Origin of the sequence: Pseudomonas sp. SORGH_AS_0211 (assembly GCF_031453455.1) — a bacterium.
Lineage (GTDB): Bacteria > Pseudomonadota > Gammaproteobacteria > Pseudomonadales > Pseudomonadaceae > Chryseomonas > Chryseomonas aestiva.
Window position 1 is genome coordinate 2,429,046 of record NZ_JAVIZV010000001.1, and the last position, 25,335, is coordinate 2,454,380.

Consider the following 25,335-nt stretch of genomic DNA (forward strand, 5'->3'; position numbering starts at 1 on the left):
GAGTGTCGGTATCCCGCCCGATCATGGCGCAATGGCATCAGCGGCTTCCACGCGCAACAGGCTGAACGTACCAGAAGAGAGCTCCAGTGGCGGCCCCTCGTGTCGCCAGTCCCCCTTGAGCGGATCGCCGCCCCGGGCGATCACCACGACCGGCCGGATCCGTCGATGGTCGGACAGCTTGCGCTGGGGCAGCATGGCGTCGCGGTCATCCAGGCGCACCCGGCGGGGCAGATCGACGACCCGCAGCCGCCGTACCGCCAGCGGTGGACCGGGCTGATCCACCGCCAGCGCCAGCACGAAGACACTGTCCTCGGGCCGCACCCGCTGCGCCACCGCGGGCGCCAGACTGACCTCCACGTCCAGCCCCGGCGTGGTCAGCGCCTGACCGGCGGCCCGCGCCGCCGTCTCCGCCCGGGCGACGCCCTGGGCGAGGGTTGCGCGCAGGGGATCCCCTGGCGGCAGCACGGCGACCAGGCGCTGCCAGTAGCCCGCCGCCTTGGCGTAGGCCCCCCGTTCGTAGGTGGCCATGCCCAGCAGACCCAGGGTGGTGGGCTCGCCAGGATTGGCGGCCAGGGCTTCGTCGGCCAGTGCCTGGGTGCGCGCATCCAGCTGACGCCCTGCGGCGAAGAAACGGGCCTGGGCCAGTTGCCCGAGGACTTCCGCGCGCCGGCCATCGCGCTGGATGACCTGCTCGAAGGCGGCTACGGCATCGGTGTAGCGACCCAGGCCGGCATAGGCCCGTGCCAGCAGATACCAGTTGTCGGTCGCCTGGGGTTGCAGTCGCGTCGCCGCTTCCAGATCGGCCAGCAGCGCCTGGGCCGAAGCCGGCGCCGCGGCGAGGCGCTGGCTCAGCTGCAGCGCCGGCCAGGCGCCGAGCAGCAGATAGAGCCCCAGGGCCAGGGCCGGGCCGCCCAGGGCGACCGCGATACCCAGGCGCCGGCCGTGGCGCAGCGGCGAAGAACCCTCGGCAGGACTGTCGGCGAGCAGGCTGCGGCCCGCCTCGGCTTCGGCCAGCGCCAGCGCCTGGCTGTCCAGCTCCCCCCGTGCGGCCCGCGCCCGGGCATCGGCCAGGCGTTCCTGATAGAGCGAGCGATTGAGCACCGCCCGCTGGTCCGCCATGACGCGTCCACCGCGCAGCAGCGGCACCAGCAGGATCAGCACCGCCAGGATCAGCAGCAGTCCCGCCAGCCCCCAGAAGGTCAGCATCTCGGCTCCTCCTCCTCGGCCTGCAGCGCGGCCAGTCGCTGGCGTTCGGCGTCGCTCAGCGTCTGCTCCGGGCGCCGCCGCCGCGTCAGGACCAGCAATAGCCCGGCGCCGCCCAGCAGACCCAGGCCCGGCAACAGCCAGAGCAGCAGGGTGCGGCCCTCGAAGGGCGGCCGATAGCGGATGAATTCGCCATAGCGCTGCTCCAGGTGGGCGATGATCTCGTCATCGCTCTGCCCGGCCGCCATCAGGCGCTGGATCTCGCGGCGCAGATCGCCGGCGATGGGCGCATTGGAATCGGCCAGGTCCTGGTTCTGGCACTTCGGACAGCGCAATTCGCGGGTCAGCGCCTGGAAGCGCCCGCGTTCGGCGTCGTCGCGAAAGCCATAAGGGTCGATGGCCGCCTGGATCAGGGTCGACCAGACCAGCAACAGCAGCAGCCAGCCGACCCTCATGGCGTCGCCACCAGGGCCCGGTAGCGCGGCCCGAGGTCGGCGTCCCAGACGCGCTGATCGATCACCCCGACATGGCGATAGCGCACCACGCCGCGGGCATCGATGAGAAAGGTCTCCGGCGCGCCATAGACACCCAGGTCCAGCCCCAGCCGGCCTTCGTCGTCACGGATATCGAGCTGGTAGGGATCGTGGAACTCCGCCAGCCAGCGGCGGGCGCTGGCCTGATCGTCCTTGTAGTTGATGCCATGGATCACCACGCCCTCGGCCTTGAGTCGCGTGAGCACCGGGTGCTCTTCACGGCAGGCCACGCACCAGGTGCCCCAGACATTGACCAGCGCCGGGCGGCCGAGCAGATCCTCCCGGGTGAACAGTCGCTCGTCCTGTACGCCCGGCAGCGAAAAGGCCGGAAAGGGCTGGCCGACCAGCGCCGACGGCAGGGCCTGGGGATCGCGATAGAGCCCGCGAAAGAGAACGCCGGCCAGCAGCAGGAAGGCCAGCAGTGGCAGGCAGAGCAACAGGCGACGGCGCATCAGGCGGACTCCGCGGCAGCGGCAGGGGAAGACGAGCGCCGGCGGCGATAGCGCGGATCGGCCAGGGCCAGCAGGCCACCCAGGGCGGTGAGCAGCCCGCCGAGCCAGATCAGCCGGACGAAGGGCTTGATCTGCAGGCGCACGGCCCAGGCGCCCTCCCCCAGCGGCTCGCCGAGGGCCACATAGAGATCGCGGGTCAGGCCGGCGTCGATGGCGGCTTCGGTCATCACCGCGCCGCCGGCCAGATAACGCCGTTTCTCCGGGGTCAGCAGGGCGACCACCCGCCCCTCGCGCTCGACCTGCAGCAGGGCACGCTCGGCGGTGAAGTTGGCCCCCTCGTAGTGCTGGGTTCCGGCGAAGCCGAAGCGATAGCCCTGGAGTTCGACATGCTCGCCCGGCGCCAGGCGCAGATCGCGCTGCACATCCAGCTGACTGGCCAGCACCACGCCCAGGGCCAGCACCGCCAGCCCCAGGTGGGCCAGGTGCATGCCCCAGTAGCTGCGTGGCTGACTGCGCAGGCCGCGGCGCCAGCCCAGCGCCGACACCTTGCCCAGCACGTCGCGTAGCGCGGTCAGCAGGATCCACGCCGCCAGCGCCAGCACCGCCAGGATCGCCGCCCCGGGCTGGTCCAGCCACCAGCCGGCCAGTCCCGCCAGGACGGCGCAAGCCAGCAGGACGGGCGCCAGCAGGCGCACCAGCCAGCGACCCGGGCTGCTTTTCCAGCGCACCAGTACCCCGACGCCCAGGGCCAGCATCAGCAGCGCCATCAGCGGCACGAACAGCAGGTCGAAATACGGCGGGCCCACCGACAGCTTGGTCCCGGTGAAGCTGTCGATGATCAACGGATAGAGAGTACCGAGCAGGACCGTGGCGGCGGCGGTCACCAGGATCAGGTTGTTGACCAGCAGCAGCGCCTCGCGGGAGGCCAGGCTGAAGGACGCCGAGCCGCCGAGCGCTGGCGCGCGCCAGGCGAACAGCGCCAGCGAACCGCCGACCACTAGCAGCAGGAAGGCCAGGATGAAGACGCCACGGGTGGGATCGCTGGCGAAGGCGTGCACCGAGGTCAGCACTCCCGAGCGCACCAGAAAGGTCCCCAGCAAGCTGAGCGAAAAGGCGGCGATGGCCAGCAGCACCGTCCAGCCCTTGAACAGGCCGCGCTTCTCGGTCACCGCCAGGGAATGCAGGAGCGCCGTGCCCACCAGCCAGGGCATGAAGGAGGCGTTTTCCACCGGATCCCAGAACCACCAGCCGCCCCAGCCCAGTTCGTAGTAGGCCCACCAGGAGCCCAGCACGATGCCGCAGCCGAGAAAGGCCCAGGCCAGCAGCGTCCAGGGCCGTGCCCAGCGTGCCCAGGCGGCGTCCAAGCGACCTTCCAGCAAGGCCGCCAGGGCGAAGGCGAAGGCCACCGAAAAGCCGACATAGCCCATGTAGAGCATGGGCGGATGCAGGATGAGCCCCGGATCCTGCAGCAGCGGATTGAGGTCGTTGCCCTCCCGCGGAAATTGCGGCAGCAGGCGCGCGAAGGGATTGGAGGTGGCGACCAGGAAGGTCAGGAATCCCGTGGCCACCAGCCCGAGGATGCCCAGTACCCGTGCCAGCAGCGCCTGGGGCAACTGGCGCGAGCAGACGGCCACCGCCAGACTCCAGCCGGCCAGCGTCAGCGCCCACAGCAGCAGTGAGCCCTCGTGGGCGCCCCAGGTGGCGCTGACCTTGTAGTACCAGGGCAGGCGACTGTTGGAATTGGCCGCCACATAGGCCACCGAGAAGTCGTCCTGCAGAAAGGCCCAGGTCAGGGCGGCGAAGGCCAGCGCCAGGAACAGGCACTGACCGAGGGCGGCCGGGCGCGCCAGGCGCATCCAGTCGGCCTGACCGCGCCAGGCGCCCAGCAGTGGCAGGGTGCCCTGCACCAGGGCCATGACGAGCGCCAGCAGCAGGCAGAGTTGCCCGAGTTCCGGGATCATGGCGTCGGCCTCGCGCCGTCCGGCGGTCGCCCGGCCTGGCGCAACGCCTGGCTCACCTCGGGCGGCATGTATTTCTCGTCGTGCTTGGCAAGGATCTGATCGGCGACCAGGCGCCCCTGGTCGTCGAGTCGGCCCAGGGCCACGACCCCCTGCCCCTCGCGGAACAGATCCGGCAGGATGCCGGCATAGTTCACCCGCACCTCCTGCTGGAAGTCGGTGATGACGAAGCTCACCGCCAGGGAATCCGCGGCGCGCACCAGGCTGCCCTTCTCCACCATGCCGCCGGCGCGGATGTGGGTGGCGGTCGGCGCCTCACCCCTGGCGATCTGGCTCGGGGTATAGAAGAGATTGATGTTCTGCTGCAGGGCGCTGAGGGCCAGCGCCGCCGCGCCCCCTACGCCCAGCAACAGCAGCAGGACCCACAGCAGCCGTCGACGGCGGACCGGATTCATGGCCGCCGCTCCCGCCGCCAGCGCTGGCGCAATTCGCGCTCCAGGCGCCGCCGCGCCCGCCAGCCGTGCAGCAGCAGACCACCGAGGATCGCCAGGGTCAGCCCGAAGGCGGGCCAGACGTAGAGGCCGTGGCGGCCCATGCCGAGGGCCTGCGCCCAGTCCATGCCGCTCAAGCGCCTTCCTCCCCCAGCTCCAGGCGTACCCAGCGACTGCGCCACTCGCGCCTGAGCACCTCCAGGCGCATCCGCTGCAGCAAGACGCCAGCGAAGAACAGATAGAACGCCAGCACCATCACCAGCAGCGGCAGCCACATGGCGGCGGGCATCGGTGGACGTTCCACCAGGCTGAAGGTGGCCGGCTGGTGCAGGGTGCTCCACCACTCCACCGAATACTTGATGATCGGCAGATTGACCGAGCCCACCAGGGCCAGGATGGCGCAGGCGCGGGCGGCGCTCTCGCGATGCTCGATGGCCTGCCCCAGCGCGATCACGCCCAGATAGAGAAACAGCAGCACCAGCATCGAGGTGAGCCGGGCGTCCCAGATCCACCAGGTGCCCCAGGTGGGAATGCCCCACAGCGACCCCGTGGCCAGGGCGATCACCGTCATCCAGGCGCCGATCGGCGCGGCTGCGCGCAGGGCCACGTCGGCCAGCTTGAGGCGCCAGACCAGGCCGACGACCCCGGCGACCGCCAGCAGCAGATAGCAGGACTGTGCCAGAAAGGCGGCCGGCACATGCACATAGATGATGCGAAAGCTGTCGCCCTGCTGGTAGTCCGGCGGGGCCAGGAACAACCCCCACACCAGACCGACGGCCAGCAGCACTCCGGCCAGCGCCAGGCAGGGTCCCTGCAGGCGGCCGGCCAGGCGATAGAAGATGGCGGGAGAGCCCAGGCGATGCAGCCAGGTCCAGTTCATGTCGTCCTCGTCATTGGGCCGCGCCAATGCGCAGGCCGGCGGCGACCGCCAGGGGTGCCAGGGTCAGGGCCAGCAGGGTCAGGCAACCCAGCCAGAGCAACAGCCCCGTCACCGGCAGGCCAAGACGCGCTGCGTCCAGGATGCTGGCGCCCAGGATCAGCACCGGGATCTGCAGCGGCAGGTTGAGCAGCGCCAGCAGCAGCCCGCCACGGGCCAGGCCCACGGTCAGCGCCGCCCCTATGGCGCCGATCAGGGTCAGGGCCAGACTGCCCAGGATCAGGGCCGCCAGGGTCGCCGGCAGGGCCGCGGCGGGCAACCCCAGCATCAGCGCCAGCAGCGGCGTCAGGGGTACCAGGCCGAGGCCGGCGAAGCACCAGTGCACCAGCAGCTTGAGCAGCACCAGCAGCGGCAAGGGCTGGGGCGCCAGCAGCCAGAGCTCCAGCGAGCCATCCTGCCAGTCGCTGCGAAACAGGGCTTCCTGGCCAAGCAGCAAGGCCAGCAACAGCGCTATCCACAGGAGGCCTGGTGCCAGGGCGGCCAGCTGCTGGCTATCGGCACCCAGCGCCAGGGGAAAGAGGGTCACCACCAGGGCATGGAAGGCCAGGGGCGTGAGCCACAGCGCCGGACGGCGACAGGCCAGGCGCCCTTCGCGCCTGAGGAAGGCCAACCAGGCGCCGCTCATCGGCCACCGTCCAGCCACAGCAGCCGATGCCCTTCGGGGACGACCTCCAGCTCGCGGTGACTGGTTAGCACCAGGGCGCCGCCTGCCGCGCAATGGGCGCGCAGGCGCTCTTCCAGCTGCGTGCAGGTGCTGGCGTCCAGGGCGGTGAAGGGTTCGTCCAGCAGCCAGAGCCGCGGTGGCTCGGGCAGCTGAAGCCGGGCCAGGGCAACGCGCCGACGCTGGCCGGCCGACAGTTGCCCGCAGGGCTCGTCCGCCCAGTCGGCCAGCCCCACCGCTGCCAGGGCGACCCGGCAGGCTTCACTCGCGGTCGGGCGCCACAGATTGGCCAGGCCATGAAGATTTTCCGCCGCGGTCAGCCCCTCGGCGATGCCGGGCGCATGGCCCAGCCAGAGCAATTCGGCCGCAGCGGGCCGGCGCACCGTACCCGCGTCGGCCGGCAGCAGTCCCGCCAGGATACGCAGCAGGCTGGTCTTGCCACTGCCGTTGACGCCCCCGATCTGCAGCGACTCGCCCGCCGCCACGCTCAGACTCAGGTCGTCGAACAGCAGGCGACCGCCCCGTTCGCAACGGAGCGCGACGGCGTCGAGCAGGGGCTGATTCAAGACAGGGGATCTCACGGCACTAAAGTCGGTCGGGCGCTGGCCGTTAACCCGGCACACGCCCTTGAAGGCGCGCCATTATACACAGGCGATTCCACCGGACCTGCCCGATGACTTCCATCTCCGCGATCCAACCCAGCGTCGGCGTCACGCCCGCCCTGCCCGTCCGGGCCGCGGCGGCGCAGGCGTCGGACGCGGGGGCGCAGATCCTGCAGGCCCTGCAATCCCTCGACGACCTGATTCCGCCCGGCAGCACGGCCACCGCCGAGGTACTCGCCACCCGTCCGGCCGGCCAGAGCTTCCAGTTCCTGCTGCAACTGCAGCTGGCCGAGGGCGGCAGCGTCCTGCTCACGACACAGAGTCCGACCAACAACCTGCCGGTGGGCAGCCAGTTGCTGGTGAGCACCCTCGGCTCCACCCAGCTGGCGGTGCTGCTGCAGAGCCTGGAGGGCGACGCACCACCGCCGCCGCTGCAGCAACTGGATCTGCGCCAGTTGCCGGTGGGCACGACCCTGCAGTTGCGCGTGCTGAGCAGCCTGCTGCAACAGCCGCCCGGCGCGACGCCCACCTACGAGGTGATCGCCAAGGCCCTGAGTTCCAGTCTCGAAGGTCGCCAGCTCAAGCTGGAATCGCCCCGCCCGGTACCGGTGGGCAGTCTGCTGACCGTGGTGATCAAGGACAGCCAGGAGGTCACGGTGCTGCCCATGGCGCAGCGCCTCGACCAGCTCGACATCGATCGCCAGCTGCAGGGTCAGGGGCAGCGCCAGCTGTCGATGAATGCCCTGCTGCAATGGCTGGAGGACGTCCCCGAGGCAGAGCTGCCGCCGTCGGTGGGCGCCGCGCTCAAGTCCCTGCTGGCCAATCTGGAAACCACCGCGGCCCTGACCACGCCCCAGGGCTGGGCCCGCGCCCTGGCGCGCAGTGGCCTGCAACTGGAGCAACAACTGCTGGATCGCGGCGGTCCCGATCTCCAGGAAGACTTCAAGGCCAACCTGCTGCGCCTGGTGGATCGGCTGCTGGCCAGCGTGCCGGGCGATGCCCTGCGCAATCCCCAGGTCGCGATCCAGACCGCCCAGCAGAATCTGCCCGATGCCCTGCGCCGGGCCCTGGGTGATGCCACCACCAGTCGCCAACCGACCGCCCTGGACTTTCCCCTGGGCGAGCGCGATGGTCGCGGCCTCAGTGCCGCCAACGCCGAACTCGACGAATTGCTGCAACTGGCCACGGGCGTCATCGCCCGCCTGCAGACCCACCAGCTCGCCAGCCTGGCCCAGACCCAGGTCCTGCCCGATGGTTACTACCTCTCCACCTGGCAGACCGAGATTCCCTGGCGCGATGGCGAGCGCCTTGGCGCGGTGCAGGTGCGCTTCCAGGAAGAACGACCGCCGCCGGATAGCCACGGTGAAGCCCGCGACAGTCTGTGGAAGGTGGAACTGGCCTTCGACCTGGCACCGCTGGGGCCGCTGCAGGTGCGGGCGCAATTGGCCAGCGGCCGGCTGTCGAGCGAATTCTGGGCGGAAAAGGGCGCCACCGCGACGCTGATCGATATCGAATTGCCCCATCTGCGCGAACGCCTGCTGGCGGCCGGCTTCGTGGTCGGCGACCTCAGCAGCCGCCAGGGCCGTCCCGCACGCCATCCGCGCACCACCCTCGAACAACGCTGGATCGACGACACCGCATGAGCACATCCGCCACCCGCCAGGCCATCGCGCTGTCCTATGACGGCAGCAGCGCCCCCGTCCTCTCCGCCAAGGGCGATGCCGAACTGGCCGAACTCATCCTGGCCACGGCCCGGGAGCACGAGGTGCCCATCTACGAGAACGCCGACCTGGTGCGCATCCTGGCGCGCCTGGAACTGGGCGCCGAAATCCCCGAGGCGCTCTATCGCACCCTGGCCGAGATCATCGCCTTCGCCTGGCACCTCAAGGGCAAGTGCCCGGCGCACCTGGCCGACCAGCCGGATCTGTCGTACGGTTGGGAGCGGATGCCGTAGATATCCAGCTCAATTCTCTTATCGCGGCCATGGGCCGCTCCTACAGGGAGTGATGCTTTTGTAGGAGCGGCCCATGGCCGCGATAGTCCAAGTCAGAGCGGTCGCTACGGTGCACCGGCATGGCCGCGATAAAACCCGCAAAAACCTGCTCTACCCCCGCCGCAACGAATGCCCGACGGCGCCCTTCTCTTCCACCTTGGCGGCGTCCCACAGGGCATCCATCTCCTCCAGACTGGCCTCCTGGGGCGTACGGTCCTGGGCTTTAAGCGCCTCTTCGATGAACCGGAAGCGCCGCTCGAACTTGGCGTTGGCCTGGCGCAGGGCGTCCTCGGCGTCGACCTGCAGGTGCCTCGCCAGGTTGACCATCACGAACAGCAGGTCCCCGACCTCTTCCGCCACCTGGGCAGCCTGGCCGCTGGCCATGGCCTCGCGCACCTCGTCCAGTTCCTCCTGGATCTTGGCCACCACCGGCGTGGCATCGGCCCAGTCGAAGCCCACATTGGCCGCACGCTTCTGCAGCTTGGCCGCACGACTCAGGGCCGGCAGCGCGGCCGGCACGTCATCCAGCAGCGACAGCTGCTCCGGCGCCGCGGCCTTTTCCGCGCGCTCCTCGGCCTTGATCTCCTCCCAGCGGCGCTTGATGGTCGCCTCGTCCAGTCGCGGCAGGTCGAGCGGGCCATGCAGGTCGCCGTCGGGAAAGACATGGGGATGGCGGCGCACCAGCTTGCGGGTGATGCCATCCACTACCTGGGCGAAGTCGAAATGGCCATCCTCGCGACCCAGCTGGCTGTAGTAGACGACCTGGAACAGCAGGTCGCCCAGCTCGTCACGCAATTGGGGGAAATCCCGCCGGGCGATGGCGTCGGCGACCTCGTAGGCCTCTTCCAGGGTGTGGGGCACGATGCTGGCGTAGTCCTGGCGCAGGTCCCAGGGGCAGCCGTGCCGGGGATCGCGCAACCGGGCCATGAGGTGCAGCAGGTCGTCGAGCTGGTACATGGATGAATCCTGTCACTGGAAAAAGAACGAGGCGCCAGGAGGCGCCTCGTGAGGGCAGCGTCACACCACTCAGGCAGCGCGATTGCGCCGGGCTTCGATGATGTTGGGCAGCTGGGAGATGCGTCCGAGCAGGCGGCCGAGGGCGTCGAGACCGGGGATCTCGATGGTCAGCAGCATGTTGGCGGTGTTTTCTTCGCGATTGGAGCGGGTATTCACCGCCAGCACGTTGATCCGCTCGTTGAGCAGGATCTGCGAGACATCGCGCAGCAGACCGGAACGGTCGAAGGCCTTGATCACGATGTCCACCGGATAGGTCTGCACCGGCACTGGGCCCCAGCTCACCTGGATGGTCCGTTCCGGCTCGCGACTGGCCAGCTGGAGGGCATTGGCGCAATCCTGCCGATGGATGGTCACGCCACGGCCGAGGGTGATGTAGCCGACAATGGCATCGCCCGGCACCGGCTGGCAGCAGCCGGCGATCTGGGTGAGCAGGTTGCCCACGCCCTGGATCTGCACATCGCCACGCTTGCCCGGCTTGTTGGTGGGCTTGCGCGGCAGGTGATCGAGGGTATCGAGGCCCTTGTCCGGCTCCACCAGCTGCTGGGCGGCGTGCATCACCTGGGCCAGGCGCAGATCGCCGGCGCCCAGGGCGGCGAGCATGTCCTCGGCACCCTTGTAGTTGACCTTTTCGGCCAAGGTGTTGAAGTCCACCGGGGGCAGCGCCAGGCGCGACAGCTCGCGCTCGACCATGGCCTTGCCGGCGGCGACGTTCTGGTCGCGCGCCTGGAACTTGAACCAGTGGACGATCTTGGCCCGGGCCCGCGAGGTGTTGACGTAGCCGAGGTTGGGGTTGAGCCAGTCGCGGCTGGGCGATCCCTGCTTGCCGGTGATGATCTCCACCTGCTCGCCGGTCTGCAGCTGGTAGTTCAGCGGCACGATGCGGCCGTTGATCTTGGCCCCACGGCAGTTGTGGCCGATCTCGGTGTGCACCCGATAGGCGAAGTCCAGCGGGGTCGCGCCCTTGGGCAGGTCGATGGCGTGGCCGTCAGGGGTGAAGACGTAGACCCGGTCCGGCTCGATGTCGACCCGCAGCTGATCGGCCAGGCCGCCGATGTCGCCCAGCTCCTCGTGCCATTCCAGGACCTGGCGCAGCCAGGAAATCTTTTCTTCGTAGTGATTGGAGGCCGACTTGACGTCGGTCCCCTTGTAGCGCCAGTGGGCGCAGACCCCCAGTTCGGCCTCTTCGTGCATGGCGTGGGTGCGGATCTGCACCTCCAGCACCTTGCCCTCCGGACCGATCACCGCAGTGTGCAGGGAACGGTAGCCGTTCTCCTTGGGATTGGCGATATAGTCGTCGAACTCGCGGGCAATATGCCGCCACAGGGTATGCACGATGCCCAGCGCGGTATAGCAGTCACGCACCTCGGGCACCAGCACCCGCACCGCGCGCACGTCGTAGATCTGGCTGAATTCCAGGCCCTTGCGCTGCATCTTCCGCCAGATGGAATAGATGTGCTTGGCGCGCCCGCTGAGGTCGGACTTGATGCCGGTGGCGGTGAGCTCGTCACGCAGCTGCTGCATGACGTCGGCGATGTACTGCTCGCGATCAAGCCGCCGTTCATGCAGCAGGGTCGCGATCTGCTTGTACTGCTGGGGCTCCAGGTAGCGGAAGGACAGGTCTTCCAGCTCCCACTTGATATGGCCGATGCCCAGGCGGTGGGCCAGGGGCGCGTAGATGTCGGCGACCTCGCGGGCCACCCGGTTGCGGCGCTCTTCGGTGGCGTTCTTGACCGCGCGGATGGCGCAGGTGCGCTCGGCCAGCTTGATCAGGGCCACGCGCACGTCGTCGACCATGGCCACCAGCATGCGGCGCAGGTTGTCGACCTGGGTTTGGCTGCCCAGCACCATGGACTTGCGCGGATTGAGACTCTCGCTGATCGCCGCCATGCGCAGCACGCCTTCGATCAGCTTGGCCACCACCGGCCCGAAATGCTCGGCCGCCGACTCCAGGGTCGCCTTGCCCTCGCGCACCGCCCGGTAGACGATGGCGGCGATCAGGCTGTCCTGATCCAGCTTGAGGTCGGCCAGGATCTCCGCCATCTGCAGGCCGGTATGGAAACTGGAGGTCCCCTCCGCCCAGGTGTGCTCGACCTGGCCGGAATTCTCTTCCGCCGTGCGGGCGAAGCCGCAGGCGTCCAGCAAGGCCTCGCGATCGAGATTCGGATCCACGCTCTGGATATGATCCAGCCAGGCGTGGAGGTTGATGCTGCCATCGACGTTGACTGGCTGATGCGCTCTGACCTGTACCATCTACCCCTTCCTCACGGCGTAGCCTTCTCGCCGGATTGGCTCGCATCGGTTGGCGAGCCGTCGTTACCCGGGCATCCTGCCCGCTTCGAACAGCACCATGGCTTCCACATGGGCGGTCTGCGGGAACATGTCGAGAATGCCCGCTCGTGTCATGCGATAGCCCTGTCGGACCAGCTCCCCGGCATCCCGTGCCAAAGTGGCCGGATTGCAGGAGACATAGACCAGCCGCCCGATACCCAGGCCCTTGAGCTGCCGGACCACTTCCAGCGCACCGTCGCGCGGCGGATCCAGCAGGGCCAGCGAATAACTGCCCAGATCGGCGGGTAGCGGGTTCGACAGATCCACCTGTAGAAAGTGCGCGTTGCCGATGCCGTTGTCACGTGCATTTTGTATTGCCCGGGATGTCATCGCCGCGACCCCTTCGATGCCGGTGACGGCCGCTGCCTGCCGCGCCAGCGGCAGGGCGAAGTTGCCCAGCCCGGAGAACAGATCGAGCACCCGGTCATCCGCCGTCGGCGCCAGCCAGTCCAGCGCCTGGGCGACCATGGCCTCGTTGATGGCGGCATTGACCTGGACGAAGTCGCCCGGTTGATAGGCCAGCGTCAGGTCCCAGGGCGCCAGCCGGAAGCCCAGCCTGGCGTCGGCCTGATCCGGCTGCGGCTCACCCTTGCCCTGCCACCAGAGCTGGACGCCCGCCGCCGCGCAGAAGTCGCGCAGGCGCGCCTGGTCGCCGGGCAGCAGCGCCTGGGTATGACGCACCAGCAAGGCCGTGGCCGTCCCTTGGAAGAGTTCGACATGACCGATCGCCTGGGGCCGTTCCAGCCCGCTCAGCAGGTCGGGCAGCGCGCGCAGCAGTGGCTGCAGCTCCGGCACCAGCACCAGGCAGTCGTCGGGGGTGACGATGTCCTGGCTGGCCTCGGCGCGAAAGCCCACTTCCAGGCGCCCCTGGCGTTCGTCCCAGCGCACCGCGATGCGGGCGCGGCGGCGATAGCCGAACTCGGGACCGACCATGGGCGCGGCCCAGGCCAGCGGCTGCACCCCGGCCAGACGGCGGAATTGCTCGGCCAGGGCTTCCTGCTTGAGGGTCAGCTGATCGGCATGGGGCAGGTGCTGCAGGGTGCAACCGCCGCAGCGGTCGGCCACGCTGCAGGGCGGCGTGCGCCGCAACGGACTGGCCTCCAGTACCCTGAGGGTACGGGCCTCGACCACCTGGCTGCGGGCGCCGAGCACCCGCGCCTCGACCTGCTCGCCCGGCAGGGCGCCGGCGACGAACCAGGTCCGTCCGCCTTCGCGCGCGATGCCGCGCCCGTCATGGGACAGCCGCTCGATGCCCAGCAGCTGCCGCTTGCCGGTCGGTACCCCGGTCGCCCGGGCGCCACCGGCCGGTTGGAAGCGCAGTCCGCCGCCGCCTCGCTTAGCGCGCGTCATAGACGCCGGTCGACAGGTAGCGATCGCCTCGGTCACAGATGATCGCGACGATCACCGCATTGTCCACTTCCCGGGCGATGCGCAGGGCGCCCGCCACCGACCCGCCGGACGATACGCCGCAGAAGATGCCTTCTTCCCGCGCCAGGCGGCGCATGGTGTCCTCGGCTTCCTGCTGACCCATGTCGATGATGCGATCCACGCGGCTGGCCTCGTAGATCTTGGGCAGATAGGCCTCCGGCCAGCGGCGGATGCCGGGGATGGCCGCCCCCTCCTCCGGCTGCAGACCGACGATCTGCACCTTGGGATTCTGCTCCTTGAGATAGCGCGAGGTACCCATGATGGTCCCGGTGGTGCCCATGGAACTGACGAAATGGGTGATGCTGCCGTGGGTCTGGCGCCAGATCTCCGGCCCGGTTCCCAGGTAGTGGGCCACCGGATTGTCGCCATTGCCGAACTGGTCGAGCACCTTGCCGCGGCCTTCGGCCTGCATGCGCGTGGCCAGATCCCGCGCGCCTTCCATGCCGTCTTCCCGGCTGACCAGGATCAGCTCGGCGCCATAGGCGGTCATGGCCGCCTTGCGCTCGGCGCTGGAGTTGTCGGGCATGATCAGGATCATGCGGTAGCCCATGATGGCGGCGGCCATGGCCAGGGCGATCCCGGTATTGCCGGAGGTGGCCTCGATGAGGGTATCGCCGGGCTGGATGTCGCCACGGGCCTCGGCCTGGCGGATCATCGACAGCGCCGGGCGGTCCTTGACCGAGCCCGCCGGGTTGTTGCCTTCCAGCTTGAGCAGCACGGTACTGCGGGTGTCGCCGGCCAGGCGCTGCAGGCGCACCAGCGGCGTGTTACCGATGCAATCGGCGATGGTGGGATAGTGCAGACTCATGAATCAGCTCGTTCCGCCAGGGGTGAAAGCCTTCCATGATACTCCCAAAGCCTCGCCGACCCTACCCGTCCGGCGCCTGGCTAGGGCCGGCGCGTGGCGGCGCCGTCGCTGGCCACCTCCAGGGCGGCGGGCAGGCTCAGCGACAGAATGCCCTCCGGCCCCAGGTTGGGCTGCACCTGGGAGGTCACCTGCATCCCCGGCAGCCCGCCCAGCCGGTCGGCCAGGCGCCTGGCGGCGTCGGGCGCGACCTTGCGGGTCAGATCCTCGGTACCGGAATACAGCCAGAGCTGCACCGGCCGGGCGCCACCCACGCCCTGGAATTCCTCGGCCCGCTTGAGGATGAAGCCCTGCTGCCAGCCATAGGCAACATCGCTCGCCACGTAGCGCTGGAAGGCCTGCGGCTGCCGATAGAGGGTGTCGAGCACGAACAGCCCGCCGTAGCCATGGCCCCAGAGGGTCTGGCGATTGGGGTCCACCGGCACGCTCTGGGTCAGCAGCGGCTTGATGCGCTGCTCGATCAGGTCGAGAAAGGCCCGCGACCCTCCCGCCGGCCAGTCCTTGCGCACGTCGTCGCGCGTGCGGCCGGTGCCCACCGCCGGGGTGTAGTCGTAGGTGCGCTCCTGCATGGCGTCCGCGGCATCGGCGTAACCGATGGCCACCAGCACCGGCGCACTCTTCAGTTTATGAGGGGACAGCCAGACATCCTGGAGTTGCGCCAGGGCGGCATCGCCGTCGAGCAGGAACAGCGCGGGATACCCCATCATCGGCGCCGGCTGCTTGGGAATGCCGATATAGACGCGATAGCGGCGCTTGCCGTCCGCCGAGTCGAGCAGGTGCGTCTCGAAGCTGTAGTACATCGACCCCCGCTCCACCAGGGTGGTCTTCTTCGGCTCCTGGGCCTGGCTCGACGCCATCCAGCCGGTCCCCAGCAACAGGGCGCCCGCCAGCATCAGACTGCAACTCTTCTTCAAAGGATCTCCTCGAACGCAACCGCACCGGAACGACCGGCAGTCCCTACCAGACCGCCGATGGGGTCAATGGTTGTGCACCCCGGCCAGGGACCGTGGCAGCCTTCGCGGATTTTCGCGAATCGGCGCGCCAGGGGGTGCGACCCCTTTCGCAAAGACTCTCTTTACATTTGGTAAAGGGGTTAGACTCGCCAATTTCCTCGGGGGACGCGCAGTGCTGGACGAATTGGGACTCAAGGGGCGCATCCTGCTGTTGAGCGTCCTCCCGACCTGCTGCATGGCGGCCCTGCTGGGGGTCTACTTCAGCTGGGTGCAGCTGTCCGACATGCGCAGCCAGCTCATCGAGCACGGCCAGCTGGTGGCCCAGCAGATGGCCCCGCTCATCGCCCCGGCCATGCGCACCGGCGACAACGACCAGCTCAACCGTATCGCCCAGCGCGCCCTCGACCAGGCCGATGTCCGGGCCATCAGCTTTCTGGATGCCGATGGCAACCTGCTCGCCCACGCCGGTCCCTCAATGACCGTGGAGCTCACCGGGCGTGACTACCAGACCATCAGCATGAGATCCGGGCTGGACATCACCCACTTCAACCTGCCGGTGCAGACCCACGACCTGCGCCTGACCCGCAGCGACGGCAGTCCGGCCACGCCCCAGACCCTGGGCTGGATCCAGCTCGAACTCTCCCATCACGCCACCCTGCTGCGCGGCTATCGCAACCTGGTGGCCGGCCTCCTGCTGATCCTGCTCGGCCTGGCCTTCACCGCCTTCATCGCGGTGCGCATGGGCCGCCGCATCAACCGGCCCCTGCAGGTGATCGCCCATGGCGTCAGCCAGTTGCAGGAGGGTCGCCTGGAGACGCGCCTGCCGACCCAGCTCGGCAGCCCCGAATTCGACGAACTGGCGACCGGTATCAACCGCATGGCCGAAGCCATGGAAAACGCCCAGTTCGAGATGCAGAACAACATCGACCAGGCCACCGAGGACGTGCGCCAGAATCTGGAGACCATCGAGATCCAGAACATCGAGCTGGACCTGGCGCGCAAGGCCGCGCTGGAAGCCAGCCGCATCAAGTCGGAATTCCTGGCCAACATGAGCCACGAGATCCGTACCCCGCTCAACGGCATCATCGGCTTCACCAATCTGATGCAGAAGAGCGAGCTGACCCCGCGCCAGCAGGATTACCTGAGCACCATCCAGAATTCCGCCGAGAGCCTCCTGGGCATCATCAACGAGATCCTCGACTTCTCGAAGATCGAGGCCGGCAAGCTGGTGCTGGAGAATCTGCCGTTCAACCTGCGTGACATGATCCAGGACACCCTGACCATCCTGGCGCCCTCGGCCCATGAAAAGCACCTGGAGCTGGTCTGCCTGGTCTACCGCGACACCCCGACCCACCTGGTCGGCGATCCGCAGCGCCTGCGCCAGGTGCTCACCAACCTGGTGAGCAATGCCATCAAGTTCACCCATTCCGGCACCATCGCCGTGCGCGCCATGGTCGAGGAAGAGACCGACGACCACGCCCAGCTGCGCATCAGCGTCCAGGACACCGGGGTCGGCCTCACCGACGAAGACCGGCAGATGCTGTTCCAGGCCTTCTCCCAGGCCGACAACTCCCTGACCCGCCAGGCCGGCGGCACCGGGCTCGGCCTGGTCATCTCCAAGCGCCTGATCGAGCAGATGGGGGGCGAGATCGGCCTGGAGAGCATTCCCGGCGAGGGCTCGGAATTCTGGATCACCCTCAACCTGCCCAAGGCCCATGGCAGCGTCGAGAGCCACAAGCGCATCGCCCTGGCCGGTCGTCGCGTCGGCCTGGTGGAGCCCCATCCCCTCACCCGCCAGGCACTGCAGCACCAGCTGGAAGAATGCGGCCTGAGCGTGGAGCCGTTCGAGACCCTGGAGCAGCTCAGCGAAGCGGTCGCCCACCCGGCCTCCGGCAAGCTGCCGGTCAGCCTGGCGGTGCTCGGCGTCAGTGCCCGCAGCATCCCGCCGGACCTGCTCACCGAGCGCATCTGGGAGCTGGGTCGCCAGGACTGCAATACCCTGGTCTATTGCCCCACCACCGACCAGGCGGTGTTCCACGCCTCCCTGCCCGATGTCCATTGCCAGCTGCACTCCAAGCCGGCCTGCAGCCGCAAGCTCGAGCAGGCGGTGGCCGAGCTGCTCAACCAGCGCCCGCAACGCAACGAGAGCGGTGGCCTGGGCATCACCGACCGGCCGCCGCGGCTGCTCTGCGTGGACGACAACCCGGCCAACCTGCTGCTGGTGGAAACCCTGCTGACCGATCTCGGCGCCCAGGTCACCGCGGTTGAGAGCGGCTACGCGGCGGTGGAAGCCGTCCAGCAGGAGCGCTTCGATCTGGTGTTCATGGACGTGCAGATGCCCGGCATGGACGGTCGCCAGGCCACCGAGGCGATCCGCGACTGGGAAGCCAGCGAAGGTGGCACCCCGGTGCCCATCGTCGCCCTTACCGCCCACGCCATGGCCAACGAGAAGCGCGCCCTGCTGCAGAGCGGCATGGACGACTACCTCACCAAGCCCATCAGCGATCGGCAACTGGCCCAGGTCATCCTCAAGTGGACCGGCCTGCGCCTGCTGCACAGCTCGGCGCCCGAGGTCACCAGCCTCAACAGCGGCGGCCAGGACATTTCCACGCTGGCGGTGATGGATGCGGACGAAGGCCTGCGCCTGGCCGCCAACAAGCCGGACCTGGCCAAGGATTTGCTGAGCATGCTGCTCGCCTCCCTGGCGGCGGACCGTCAGGCCATTCGCCAGGCCCGCGAAGACGGCGACCGCATCGCCCTCATCGAGCGCGTCCACCGCCTGCATGGCGCCACCCGCTATTGCGGCGTGCCCCAGCTGCGCGCCGCCTGCCAGCACAGCGAAACCCTGCTCAAGCAGGGCGCGCCGACCTCCAGCCCGGCGCTGGAAGAACTGGACGCAGCCATCGTCAATCTGTCCACCCAGGCCAAGAGCCCGCTCTAGCGGGCTAGTCCTCGAACAGCCTGAGCTGCAGTGCCGCTTCGCGCAGATCGGTCAGGCGCACGCCCACCCCGAGCAGCCGTACCGGCCGATTGCCCCGTCGGTAGGCCTGCTCCAGCAGGCGCCGATAGCTGTCGAGATCACGCCCGGCGCCCTGTTGCTCCAGGGTGGTCTGGGTGAAGTCGTGGAACTTGACCTTGATGAAGGGTCGCTCCGGGCGATAACGATCGGCCAGGCGCGTCAGCCGCTCTTCGAGCTTGGCCAGCAACTCGGGCAATTCCTGAACACAGGCGGCGGCATCGGGCAGATCGCGGTCATAGGTGCGCTCCACGCTGGCCGATTGCCGCTGGCTGTCCACCTTGACCTGGCGCTCGTCGATGCCATGGGCCAGCGACCAGAGGCGCTCGCCGAAGCTGCCGAATTCGCGCAGCAGATCGAAGCGCGACCAGGTCTGCAGGTCGCTGCAGAGGACGATGCCGCGGCGCTTGAGCTTATCGGCGGTGACCTTGCCCACGCCATGCAGCTTGGCCACCGGCAAGGCGGCGACAAAGTCGTCCACCTCGTGCGGGGCGATGACGAACAACCCGTTGGGCTTCTTCCAGTCGCTGGCGATCTTGGCGAGAAACTTGTTGGGCGCCACCCCGGCGGACACCGTGATGTTCAACTCCTGCCACACCCGCCTGCGGATATCGCGGGCGATCAGGGTCGCGCTGCCGTTGAACAGCTCGCACTGGGTGACATCCAGATAGGCTTCGTCGAGGGACAGCGGCTCGATCAGCTCGGTGTAGTCCTGGAAGATACCGTGGATCTGCCGTGATACCTCCTTGTAGACCTCGAAGCGCGGCTTGACGAAGACCAGGTCGGGACAGAGCTTCTGCGCCTGATGGGACGACATGGCGGAGCGCACGCCGAAAGCCCGGGCCTCGTAGTTGCAGGTGGCGACGACCCCACGACGATCAGGGGTCCCGCCTACCGCCAGCGGCTTGCCGCCCAGGCGCGGATCGTCGCGCATCTCGATGGACGCATAGAAGCAGTCACAGTCGACATGGATGATCTTGCGCTGGCGTTTGGTTGGGAGCTGAGCGGGAGAACTGTCCGGAGCCATGAAAGGAGATGCCGGGCCGGGCTTGGCGGCTGATTATCCGTACAGTAAGCCAAGACCGCCCGGATTTGTCCATGGCGGACGACGAATCGCCCGTCAACCGACGTCTTGCAGCAGGCGTTGCCGATGGACGACCTCTTCGCGCAACTCATCGACCACCGCCTTGAGGTCATGGGCATGGTGCAGCTGATCGTAATAGAGGTGGCGCTCGGCGATCACGCCGTCGGGCGTGGTAACCATCAACCGTGCGAAATGCTCGCTGCGCTCGAAGAACTCGATGCGACCCAGGCCCTGGAGATGTTGGAGCAAGGTTTCCAGCAGCAGATTCATGGCGGCCCCTTGGACTTTCCTGGTCAAACGGTTCGGTCGCGCTGCCCATCGTCGAAAGGTGCACCCTCGTCGCCGGCGATGACGGTCCGATCTTCTATATGGCCGGAGCGAACATGGCGGGACGTGGTGTCCAGCAACTCCTGCGCGGCGGCGCGGAGCGTCTGCATGTCGTCGACGAGCAATTCGACTTTCTCCACGACCTGAAGTGCCATCTCCGACGCACCTTTGGCACTGCTGCCGGTAAGCGCCAGGGAAAGATTGCACAACTGGGCGACCAGTGTCGCTATATCGTGATCCATCACGCGCATGATGCGCTGATCCAGACGACTCGAATCCTGGGTAGGGTGCATGAGGTTCTCCATAACACTCAGCCAGGATAGCACATGGCCACCACCCACCTCGGCCGCTTAGCGGCGTTTTGCTATCACCTTCTCACTTGATCGCACAGGGGCCCTCATCGGGTTTCCGGACCCTTTGCCGGCTAGATAGGTCGACTGAGGACGTACCTCTAGGAGAACCCCCATGAAACGCCCTCTACTCGTGTCCTCTGCCCTACTCCTCAGCCTCATGCTCGGTGGCTGCTTTGATCGCGACCAATCGGATCAGCAGAATCGCTCCAGTGGCGAAAAGGCGTCGGTGCAGATGCAGAAAAGCGACGGCGACAAGTAGGCCCGTCCCTGCCTGGCAAATAAGCCTTTGAAGAATATTAAATTTTTTCTTGACGAATTTTTTCTTGGCCCTATACTGAGCCACATCGGACGCGGGATGGAGCAGTCTGGTAGCTCGTCGGGCTCATAACCCGAAGGTCGTTGGTTCAAATCCAGCTCCCGCAACCAAATTCGAAAAAACCACTCTCTTGAGTGGTTTTTTTTTGCCCTGAATTTGACCCGGTTCAGATCCAGGCGGTGCGAACTCTGTAGCTACAAGAGCTACAAAGGTTGGTATAGAGCTTTTTTATCTGTACAAGGCTTGGCAAACCGCGCGCGACCAGTAATCTGACGCGCGTTCCTGTCTAGAGGAGTTTGCATGACTGCACCTGATCCAGCCAAAGAGGTCTCCTCGAAGCCGGCATCCCCTGCGGACCACCCTGTTTCGCCCCCTCAGGCGCTGCCCTGGCGCCTCCTGGAGCGCCTGACGGCCTACCGGCAACCCATCGAACTGGGTCTGACGCTGGTGTTGTTCGCCGCCGCCCTGGTGGTCTGCTGGCATCTGCTGAGCAGCATCGATGGCGAAGCTCTCCATGATGCCCTTCACGACATTCCACACTCCTCCCTGATCGGCGCGCTGATCGCCGCAGCCGCCGGCTTCACCATCCTGCTCGGCTACGAGTGGTCGGCCATGCGCTTCGCCGACGTCAAGCTGCCGGCACGCGCCTGGACCATGGGCGGCCTCACCGCCTTTGCCATCGGCAATGCGGTTGGCCTGTCCATGCTGTCCGGTGGGTCGGTGCGCTATCGCCTCTATGCCCGCCAGGGCCTCAGCGCCCTGGAAGTGGCGCAGATGACGGTGTTTTCCAGCCTGGCGCTGGGCACCGCGCTGCCCCCCCTGGCCGCCATCGCCGCCCTGACCAACCTGCCGGCGTCGACCCAGGCCCTGCGCGTTCCGGAAGCGGTGATCATCACCGTGTCCGCCCTGATCCTGATCGGCTATGCCGTCGGCATCCTGGCCCTGCGCCGCTGGCGGGTGCCCGAGCAGCCCTGCGCCCACGCCCTGCACTTCCGCATCGGCAAGCGCGCCCTGCGCCTGCCGACCCTGCGGCTGTCCGTGCTGCAGCTGGTGATCACCATCCTCGACGTGACCGCCGCCTCGATGGTGCTCTATCTGCTGCTGCCCACAGCGCCGCCCTTCGGTGCCTTCCTGCTGGTCTACCTGCTGGCGCTGGCCGCCGGGGTGCTCAGTCACGTCCCGGGCGGTGTCGGCGTGTTCGAGGCAGTCCTGCTGGCAGCCTTCGCCAACGAGCTGGGCGCCGCCCAGTTGGCCGCGGCGCTGGTGGTCTACCGCCTGTTCTATGTGCTGCTGCCCTTCGTGATCGCCTGCCTGGTGCTGCTGTTCAGCGAGGGCCGCCGCCTGCTGTCGAACAGTCCGGCCGTACGGGTCGCCTCAGGCCTGGCGGCACCCATCCTCGCCATCCTGGTTTTTTTTTCTGGGGTGGTACTGCTTTTTTTCTGGGGTCACCCCTGAAATAGACACCCGCCTGGAGGGCATGGATTTTCTGCTGCCCCAGCGGTTGATCGATGCCTCCCACCTAGGCGCGAGCCTGATCGGCGTCGTCTGTCTATTGCTGGCGCAGGGACTGCGCCGGCGCCTCTCCGCGGCTTGGGCGGTGACCTTGGTCTTGCTGTTGCTGGGCTGCCTGCTGTCCCTGTTGAAAGGTTTCGACTGGGAGGAAGCCTCCATTCTGGCGATCACAGCCGCGCTGCTCGCCATCTTCCGCAAATCCTTCTATCGCCGCAGCCGGCTGATGGAACAGCCCTTCTCGCCGCTGTACGTGACCGCCAGCATCTGCGTGGTCGCCGCCTCGGTGTGGCTGCTGCTGTTCGCCTATCAGGACGTGCCCTACGACACCCGCCTCTGGTGGCAATTCGCGCTGGATGCCGATGCCCCACGCGGCCTGCGTGCCGCCCTGGGCAGTTCGGTCCTGCTGCTGATCATCGCCCTGGGCTGGCTGCTGCGCGCCGCGCCGCCGCCGATCGAAGCCCCCACCGGCGTCGAGCTCGAGCGGGCCTTCGCCATCGTGCGCAAATCCAGTCAGCCGGATGGCGGCCTGGTGATGACCGGTGACAAGGCGCTGCTCTTCCACGACAGCGACGATGCCTTCCTGATGTACGGACGACGGGGCCGCAGTTTGATCGCCCTCTTCGATCCCATCGGCCGCTCCCAGCCCCGTGCCGAGCTGATCTGGAAATTCCGCGACCTCTGCGACCTGCACCACGCCCGGCCGGTGTTCTATCAGGTGCGGGCCGAGAACCTGCCCTTCTACATGGACATCGGCCTGACGGCGCTCAAGCTCGGCGAAGAGGCCCGGGTGGACCTGCATGCCTTCGATCTCGACAGCAAGGGCAAGAAGGACCTTAGATACACCTGGAATCGCGGCCAGCGCGACGGCCTGGCGATCGAATTCCACGCCCCGGGCGAAGCGCCGCTGGACGAGCTCAAGGCCATCTCCGACGTCTGGCTGGAGAGCAAGCAGGTGCGCGAGAAGGGTTTTTCCCTGGGTCGTTTCGATCCGACCTATCTCAAGCACTTTCGCATCGCCGTGGTGCGTTTCCAGGACAAGGCGGTGGCCTTCGCCAACCTGCTGGAAACCGAACGCCCCGATCTGGCCAGCATCGACCTGATGCGGGTCACCGCGGATGCGCCCAAGCAGACCATGGAATTCCTCATGCTGGGGCTGATTCTGCACTTCAAGGCTGCCGGCTTCGCCCGCTTCTCCCTGGGGATGGTCCCGCTGGCCGGTTTGCACCCCCGCCGTGGCGCCCCCATCACCCAGCGCCTGGGCGCCATGGTGTTCAGACGTGGCGAACAGTTCTATAACTTCCAAGGGCTGCGTCGCTTCAAGGACAAGTTCGATCCGGAATGGGAACCACGCTACATGGCGGTGCCCGCCGGCCTGGATCCCCTGGTCGCCTTCGCCGATACCGCCGCCCTAATCGCCGGGGGTTATACCGGCCTGGTCAAACGTTGAGACTCCTATGCTGAAACGTGCACTCGCAGTACTGCTCGTCATCCTGCTGATCGCGGGAGGTCTGGGCTGGTGGTGGCTCCATCGCTGGCCGTCGGCGCCCCAGGTCAAGGTCCTGGAACAGCCGGATGGCCGTCTGCTGACCATGGCCGCGCCCAAGGGCGAGCCGCATGCCCGCGTGGTCCTGGCCACGCCGTCGGACCTGCAACTGGCGGATGCCGACCTGCTGGGCTTGGCGACCAACACCGGCGCCGAGATCGTCCAGTACGAAGTCAAGGTCGCCAACAGCTGCCAGGCGCAGAACGACGACTTCACCCAGGCGGCCAAGCAGCTGAGTGGGGCGCCGACCTTCGTCGGTGGCATCGGCCCGGGCGCCGCCCGGGCCTGGCGCTGGTTGACGACCCAGGACAGCCCGAAGGCGGCGGCCCTGAGCGTGGGCTTCAATCTGGAAACCCTGGATTGCCCGGACGCCCTGCCGGCCAAGGCGGCCGCTGGCCAATGGCACATCGCCTGGAACGATCATCCGACCGACGATTCGGCCATCTTCGTGCGTCAGCAGAGCAATGCCGACCTGACCATCGCCGACTATGGCACTGCCCTGCCGGTGGTACTGCGCACCCAGCTGAAGAATCGCCTGCTGGGCCAGCACAACGACATCCCGACCATCGAGATGCCGGCCGATCCGGACGTCAAGCCTGGCCATTCCGACATTGTGACCATCTTCTACTCCGGTGACGGCGGCTGGCGTGACATCGACCGGCTCTCGGCCCAGGCCATGAACGAGGCCGGTTATCCGGTCGTTGGCGTGGACTCCCTGCGCTACTTCTGGCAGCACAAGAGTCCCGAGCAGGTCGCCGCCGACCTTGCCAACCTGATGCAGGAATACCGCGAGAAGTGGAACGCCAAGCACTTCGTGCTGGCTGGCTACTCCTTCGGTGCCGACATCCTGCCAGCGGTCTACAACCGCCTGCCCAAGACGGATCAGGACCAGGTGAGCTCCCTGCTGCTGCTGGCCTTCAGCCGCAAGAGCAACTTCGAGATCGCCGTGGAAGGCTGGCTGGGCAAGCCGGGTGACGAAGCCGATACCCTGCCGGAAACCAGCAGGATTCCCGCCGCCAAGCTGTTCTGCGTCTATGGCGAGGAAGAGAAGGACGACAGTGGCTGTACCCAAGCGGGCCAGCCGGGTGAGAAGCTGGGTCGTCCGGGCGGTCACCATTTCGACGAGAACTACGACAAGCTGGCCGACTTCATGGTCAAGGCCATCGAGGCCCGTACGCCGCAATAGCCGCCAGACAGACCGGGCCTGAGCCTGTTCAAAGTCTAACGAGCCAGAGACAAGCAAGGCCTGGGTGGCCCCGCGAAGATGGCTGAGGAAGCGGAGTTTACGATGGGTAAATGAGCATCCCGACGGGGCTGGCCCTTCAGGCCATCTTCAACGCCGCCTGGCCGACGCGCAGTAGACGTTGGACTGGCTCGGGGCCCGGACGAACGGCTGGAACAAGGGACCGGTCTCCCGCGGTCTATGGCTGCAACAGCCACGGAGACCCCCGACATGAGCACACCGCTTTCCGCCGATGCCGCCAGCAAGATCCTGGTGGATGCCTTCCAACCCCTTGGCTGCGTGGTGTCGTCCGGTACGGATGGCCATGACCTGGCCCTGGGCGTGGTCGATGCCCAGGGCAAGACGCTCTACGCCGAAGAACAGCTCAGTGAGAGCGACTACAGTGATCCCCTGCGCCTGGCCGGCTACATAGGCACGGTACGCAGCGAGCTGGAAGGCCGCGGCCAGACCCTCGACAGCTGGCAGATGCCCTTCATCACCGATCCCGACGCCCTGCCGCCGCCAGTGTTCAACTAGGCAA

Annotated in this window: 23 protein-coding genes, 1 tRNA gene and 1 pseudogene; 8 read left to right on the forward strand and 17 right to left on the reverse strand. The window is 67.5% G+C overall.

Going from position 1 to position 25,335, the window contains the following annotated elements; genetic code table 11:
* Positions 1-21: 21 nt before the first annotated feature.
* The 9 genes from ccmI to ccmA are packed head-to-tail and all read right to left on the reverse strand — an operon-like array spanning position 22 to position 6,801.
* Positions 22-1,206: a c-type cytochrome biogenesis protein CcmI gene (gene ccmI / locus QE393_RS11240; protein ID WP_310043522.1), complete on the reverse strand. Its 1,185-nt coding sequence runs from the start codon at positions 1,204-1,206 to the stop codon at positions 22-24.
* Positions 1,200-1,658, reverse strand: coding sequence for a cytochrome c-type biogenesis protein (locus QE393_RS11245; RefSeq protein WP_310043523.1), 459 nt, complete (start codon positions 1,656-1,658; stop codon positions 1,200-1,202). Before QE393_RS11245 ends, ccmI begins: the two co-directional genes overlap by 7 nt.
* A complete protein-coding gene (locus QE393_RS11250) occupies positions 1,655-2,188 on the reverse strand; it encodes a DsbE family thiol:disulfide interchange protein (protein WP_310043525.1) in 534 nt (177 codons plus the stop codon). Before QE393_RS11250 ends, QE393_RS11245 begins: the two co-directional genes overlap by 4 nt.
* Complete coding sequence (locus QE393_RS11255) at positions 2,188-4,149, reverse strand: heme lyase CcmF/NrfE family subunit (RefSeq protein ID WP_310043526.1); 1,962 nt, start codon at positions 4,147-4,149, stop codon at positions 2,188-2,190. The genes QE393_RS11250 and QE393_RS11255 overlap by 1 nt, the downstream gene beginning before the upstream one ends.
* Positions 4,146-4,601, reverse strand: a complete 456-nt coding sequence (ccmE, locus tag QE393_RS11260) for a cytochrome c maturation protein CcmE (RefSeq protein ID WP_310043528.1) — start codon at positions 4,599-4,601, stop codon at positions 4,146-4,148. The genes QE393_RS11255 and ccmE overlap by 4 nt, the downstream gene beginning before the upstream one ends.
* Positions 4,598-4,765 carry a heme exporter protein CcmD gene (gene ccmD, locus QE393_RS11265; RefSeq protein ID WP_310045629.1) on the reverse strand — a complete coding sequence of 56 codons (168 nt, stop codon included), beginning with the start codon at positions 4,763-4,765 and terminating at the stop codon, positions 4,598-4,600. Before ccmD ends, ccmE begins: the two co-directional genes overlap by 4 nt.
* A gap of 5 nt (positions 4,766-4,770) precedes the next feature.
* A complete protein-coding gene (locus QE393_RS11270) occupies positions 4,771-5,517 on the reverse strand; it encodes a heme ABC transporter permease (protein WP_273805980.1) in 747 nt (248 codons plus the stop codon).
* A gap of 10 nt (positions 5,518-5,527) precedes the next feature.
* Positions 5,528-6,199 carry a heme exporter protein CcmB gene (gene ccmB, locus QE393_RS11275; protein ID WP_310043530.1) on the reverse strand — a complete coding sequence of 224 codons (672 nt, stop codon included), beginning with the start codon at positions 6,197-6,199 and terminating at the stop codon, positions 5,528-5,530.
* A complete protein-coding gene (gene ccmA / locus QE393_RS11280; protein ID WP_310043532.1) occupies positions 6,196-6,801 on the reverse strand; it encodes a cytochrome c biogenesis heme-transporting ATPase CcmA in 606 nt (201 codons plus the stop codon). Before ccmA ends, ccmB begins: the two co-directional genes overlap by 4 nt.
* 107 nt (positions 6,802-6,908) lie before the next feature.
* Here ccmA and QE393_RS11285 point away from each other — a divergent pair, with 107 nt between their 5' ends.
* Both QE393_RS11285 and QE393_RS11290 read left to right on the forward strand, forming a co-directional pair.
* Complete coding sequence (locus QE393_RS11285; RefSeq protein ID WP_310043533.1) at positions 6,909-8,480, forward strand: flagellar hook-length control protein FliK; 1,572 nt, start codon at positions 6,909-6,911, stop codon at positions 8,478-8,480.
* Positions 8,477-8,791, forward strand: coding sequence for an EscU/YscU/HrcU family type III secretion system export apparatus switch protein (locus tag QE393_RS11290; RefSeq protein WP_310043536.1), 315 nt, complete (start codon positions 8,477-8,479; stop codon positions 8,789-8,791). Before QE393_RS11285 ends, QE393_RS11290 begins: the two co-directional genes overlap by 4 nt.
* A 150-nt stretch (positions 8,792-8,941) precedes the next feature.
* On the opposite strand, the gene mazG is transcribed toward QE393_RS11290, so the two are convergent.
* The 5 genes from mazG to QE393_RS11315 all read right to left on the reverse strand — a co-directional run bounded on the left by mazG (position 8,942) and on the right by QE393_RS11315 (position 15,382).
* Entirely contained in the window at positions 8,942-9,787 is an 846-nt protein-coding gene (gene mazG / locus QE393_RS11295) for a nucleoside triphosphate pyrophosphohydrolase (protein WP_273805975.1), read from the reverse strand.
* A 69-nt stretch (positions 9,788-9,856) separates the two neighbouring features.
* Entirely contained in the window at positions 9,857-12,097 is a 2,241-nt protein-coding gene (gene relA / locus QE393_RS11300) for a GTP diphosphokinase (protein ID WP_208691702.1), read from the reverse strand.
* A gap of 63 nt (positions 12,098-12,160) precedes the next feature.
* Positions 12,161-13,525 (reverse strand): 23S rRNA (uracil(1939)-C(5))-methyltransferase RlmD, encoded by a 1,365-nt coding sequence (rlmD, locus tag QE393_RS11305; protein ID WP_310043539.1) that lies wholly within the window; start codon positions 13,523-13,525, stop codon positions 12,161-12,163.
* The gene (cysM, locus tag QE393_RS11310; protein WP_007158967.1) at positions 13,512-14,411 is read right to left on the reverse strand and encodes a cysteine synthase CysM; all 900 of its coding nucleotides are present in this window, start codon (positions 14,409-14,411) and stop codon (positions 13,512-13,514) included. Before cysM ends, rlmD begins: the two co-directional genes overlap by 14 nt.
* An 80-nt stretch (positions 14,412-14,491) precedes the next feature.
* Positions 14,492-15,382 (reverse strand): alpha/beta hydrolase-fold protein, encoded by an 891-nt coding sequence (locus QE393_RS11315; RefSeq protein WP_310043541.1) that lies wholly within the window; start codon positions 15,380-15,382, stop codon positions 14,492-14,494.
* Positions 15,383-15,593: 211 nt separating this feature from the next.
* Between QE393_RS11315 and QE393_RS11320 the strand changes: the two genes are divergently transcribed.
* Complete coding sequence (locus QE393_RS11320; RefSeq protein ID WP_273805971.1) at positions 15,594-18,362, forward strand: response regulator; 2,769 nt, start codon at positions 15,594-15,596, stop codon at positions 18,360-18,362.
* A gap of 4 nt (positions 18,363-18,366) precedes the next feature.
* Here the strand turns inward: QE393_RS11320 and dinB are convergent, their stop codons facing one another.
* The 3 genes from dinB to QE393_RS11335 form a co-directional block, all read right to left on the reverse strand.
* Positions 18,367-19,464, reverse strand: coding sequence for a DNA polymerase IV (gene dinB, locus QE393_RS11325; protein WP_273805970.1), 1,098 nt, complete (start codon positions 19,462-19,464; stop codon positions 18,367-18,369).
* 93 nt (positions 19,465-19,557) lie between these two features.
* Positions 19,558-19,791: a hypothetical protein gene (locus QE393_RS11330; RefSeq protein WP_208691707.1), complete on the reverse strand. Its 234-nt coding sequence runs from the start codon at positions 19,789-19,791 to the stop codon at positions 19,558-19,560.
* 23 nt (positions 19,792-19,814) lie between these two features.
* Positions 19,815-20,141, reverse strand: coding sequence for a hypothetical protein (locus QE393_RS11335; RefSeq protein ID WP_133861118.1), 327 nt, complete (start codon positions 20,139-20,141; stop codon positions 19,815-19,817).
* Between the two features lie 172 nt (positions 20,142-20,313).
* On the opposite strand from QE393_RS11335, the gene QE393_RS11340 reads away from it, so the two are divergent.
* From QE393_RS11340 to QE393_RS11360, 5 genes and pseudogenes are all read left to right on the forward strand, one after another.
* Positions 20,314-20,460, forward strand: coding sequence for a hypothetical protein (locus QE393_RS11340; RefSeq protein WP_166655896.1), 147 nt, complete (start codon positions 20,314-20,316; stop codon positions 20,458-20,460).
* Between the two features lie 90 nt (positions 20,461-20,550).
* Positions 20,551-20,627, forward strand: a tRNA-Met gene (locus QE393_RS11345).
* A gap of 190 nt (positions 20,628-20,817) precedes the next feature.
* Positions 20,818-23,476: pseudogene (gene mprF / locus QE393_RS11350) on the forward strand (bifunctional lysylphosphatidylglycerol flippase/synthetase MprF).
* A gap of 7 nt (positions 23,477-23,483) precedes the next feature.
* Entirely contained in the window at positions 23,484-24,758 is a 1,275-nt protein-coding gene (locus QE393_RS11355; RefSeq protein ID WP_310043545.1) for an AcvB/VirJ family lysyl-phosphatidylglycerol hydrolase, read from the forward strand.
* Between the two features lie 267 nt (positions 24,759-25,025).
* Positions 25,026-25,331 carry a hypothetical protein gene (locus QE393_RS11360; RefSeq protein ID WP_310043546.1) on the forward strand — a complete coding sequence of 102 codons (306 nt, stop codon included), beginning with the start codon at positions 25,026-25,028 and terminating at the stop codon, positions 25,329-25,331.
* Positions 25,332-25,335: the final 4 nt, after the last annotated feature.

What these genes read in the sequence shown, in the direction of transcription:
- QE393_RS11250 (WP_310043525.1), bottom strand. Translation starts at nt 2,188, where the DNA reads ATGCGCCGTCGCCTGTTGCTCTGCCTGCCACTGCTGGCCTTCCTGCTG.
- QE393_RS11340 (WP_166655896.1), top strand. Translation starts at nt 20,314, where the DNA reads ATGAAACGCCCTCTACTCGTGTCCTCTGCCCTACTCCTCAGCCTCATG.
- QE393_RS11335 (WP_133861118.1), bottom strand. Translation starts at nt 20,141, where the DNA reads ATGCACCCTACCCAGGATTCGAGTCGTCTGGATCAGCGCATCATGCGC.
- dinB (WP_273805970.1), bottom strand. Translation starts at nt 19,464, where the DNA reads ATGGCTCCGGACAGTTCTCCCGCTCAGCTCCCAACCAAACGCCAGCGC.
- QE393_RS11355 (WP_310043545.1), top strand. Translation starts at nt 23,484, where the DNA reads ATGCTGAAACGTGCACTCGCAGTACTGCTCGTCATCCTGCTGATCGCG.
- relA (WP_208691702.1), bottom strand. Translation starts at nt 12,097, where the DNA reads ATGGTACAGGTCAGAGCGCATCAGCCAGTCAACGTCGATGGCAGCATC.
- QE393_RS11290 (WP_310043536.1), top strand. Translation starts at nt 8,477, where the DNA reads ATGAGCACATCCGCCACCCGCCAGGCCATCGCGCTGTCCTATGACGGC.
- ccmD (WP_310045629.1), bottom strand. Translation starts at nt 4,765, where the DNA reads ATGGACTGGGCGCAGGCCCTCGGCATGGGCCGCCACGGCCTCTACGTC.
- QE393_RS11245 (WP_310043523.1), bottom strand. Translation starts at nt 1,658, where the DNA reads ATGAGGGTCGGCTGGCTGCTGCTGTTGCTGGTCTGGTCGACCCTGATC.
- ccmB (WP_310043530.1), bottom strand. Translation starts at nt 6,199, where the DNA reads ATGAGCGGCGCCTGGTTGGCCTTCCTCAGGCGCGAAGGGCGCCTGGCC.
- rlmD (WP_310043539.1), bottom strand. Translation starts at nt 13,525, where the DNA reads ATGACGCGCGCTAAGCGAGGCGGCGGCGGACTGCGCTTCCAACCGGCC.
- ccmE (WP_310043528.1), bottom strand. Translation starts at nt 4,601, where the DNA reads ATGAATCCGGTCCGCCGTCGACGGCTGCTGTGGGTCCTGCTGCTGTTG.
- QE393_RS11360 (WP_310043546.1), top strand. Translation starts at nt 25,026, where the DNA reads ATGAGCACACCGCTTTCCGCCGATGCCGCCAGCAAGATCCTGGTGGAT.
- ccmI (WP_310043522.1), bottom strand. Translation starts at nt 1,206, where the DNA reads ATGCTGACCTTCTGGGGGCTGGCGGGACTGCTGCTGATCCTGGCGGTG.
- QE393_RS11255 (WP_310043526.1), bottom strand. Translation starts at nt 4,149, where the DNA reads ATGATCCCGGAACTCGGGCAACTCTGCCTGCTGCTGGCGCTCGTCATG.
- cysM (WP_007158967.1), bottom strand. Translation starts at nt 14,411, where the DNA reads ATGAGTCTGCACTATCCCACCATCGCCGATTGCATCGGTAACACGCCG.
- mazG (WP_273805975.1), bottom strand. Translation starts at nt 9,787, where the DNA reads ATGTACCAGCTCGACGACCTGCTGCACCTCATGGCCCGGTTGCGCGAT.
- QE393_RS11270 (WP_273805980.1), bottom strand. Translation starts at nt 5,517, where the DNA reads ATGAACTGGACCTGGCTGCATCGCCTGGGCTCTCCCGCCATCTTCTAT.
- QE393_RS11285 (WP_310043533.1), top strand. Translation starts at nt 6,909, where the DNA reads ATGACTTCCATCTCCGCGATCCAACCCAGCGTCGGCGTCACGCCCGCC.
- QE393_RS11330 (WP_208691707.1), bottom strand. Translation starts at nt 19,791, where the DNA reads ATGAATCTGCTGCTGGAAACCTTGCTCCAACATCTCCAGGGCCTGGGT.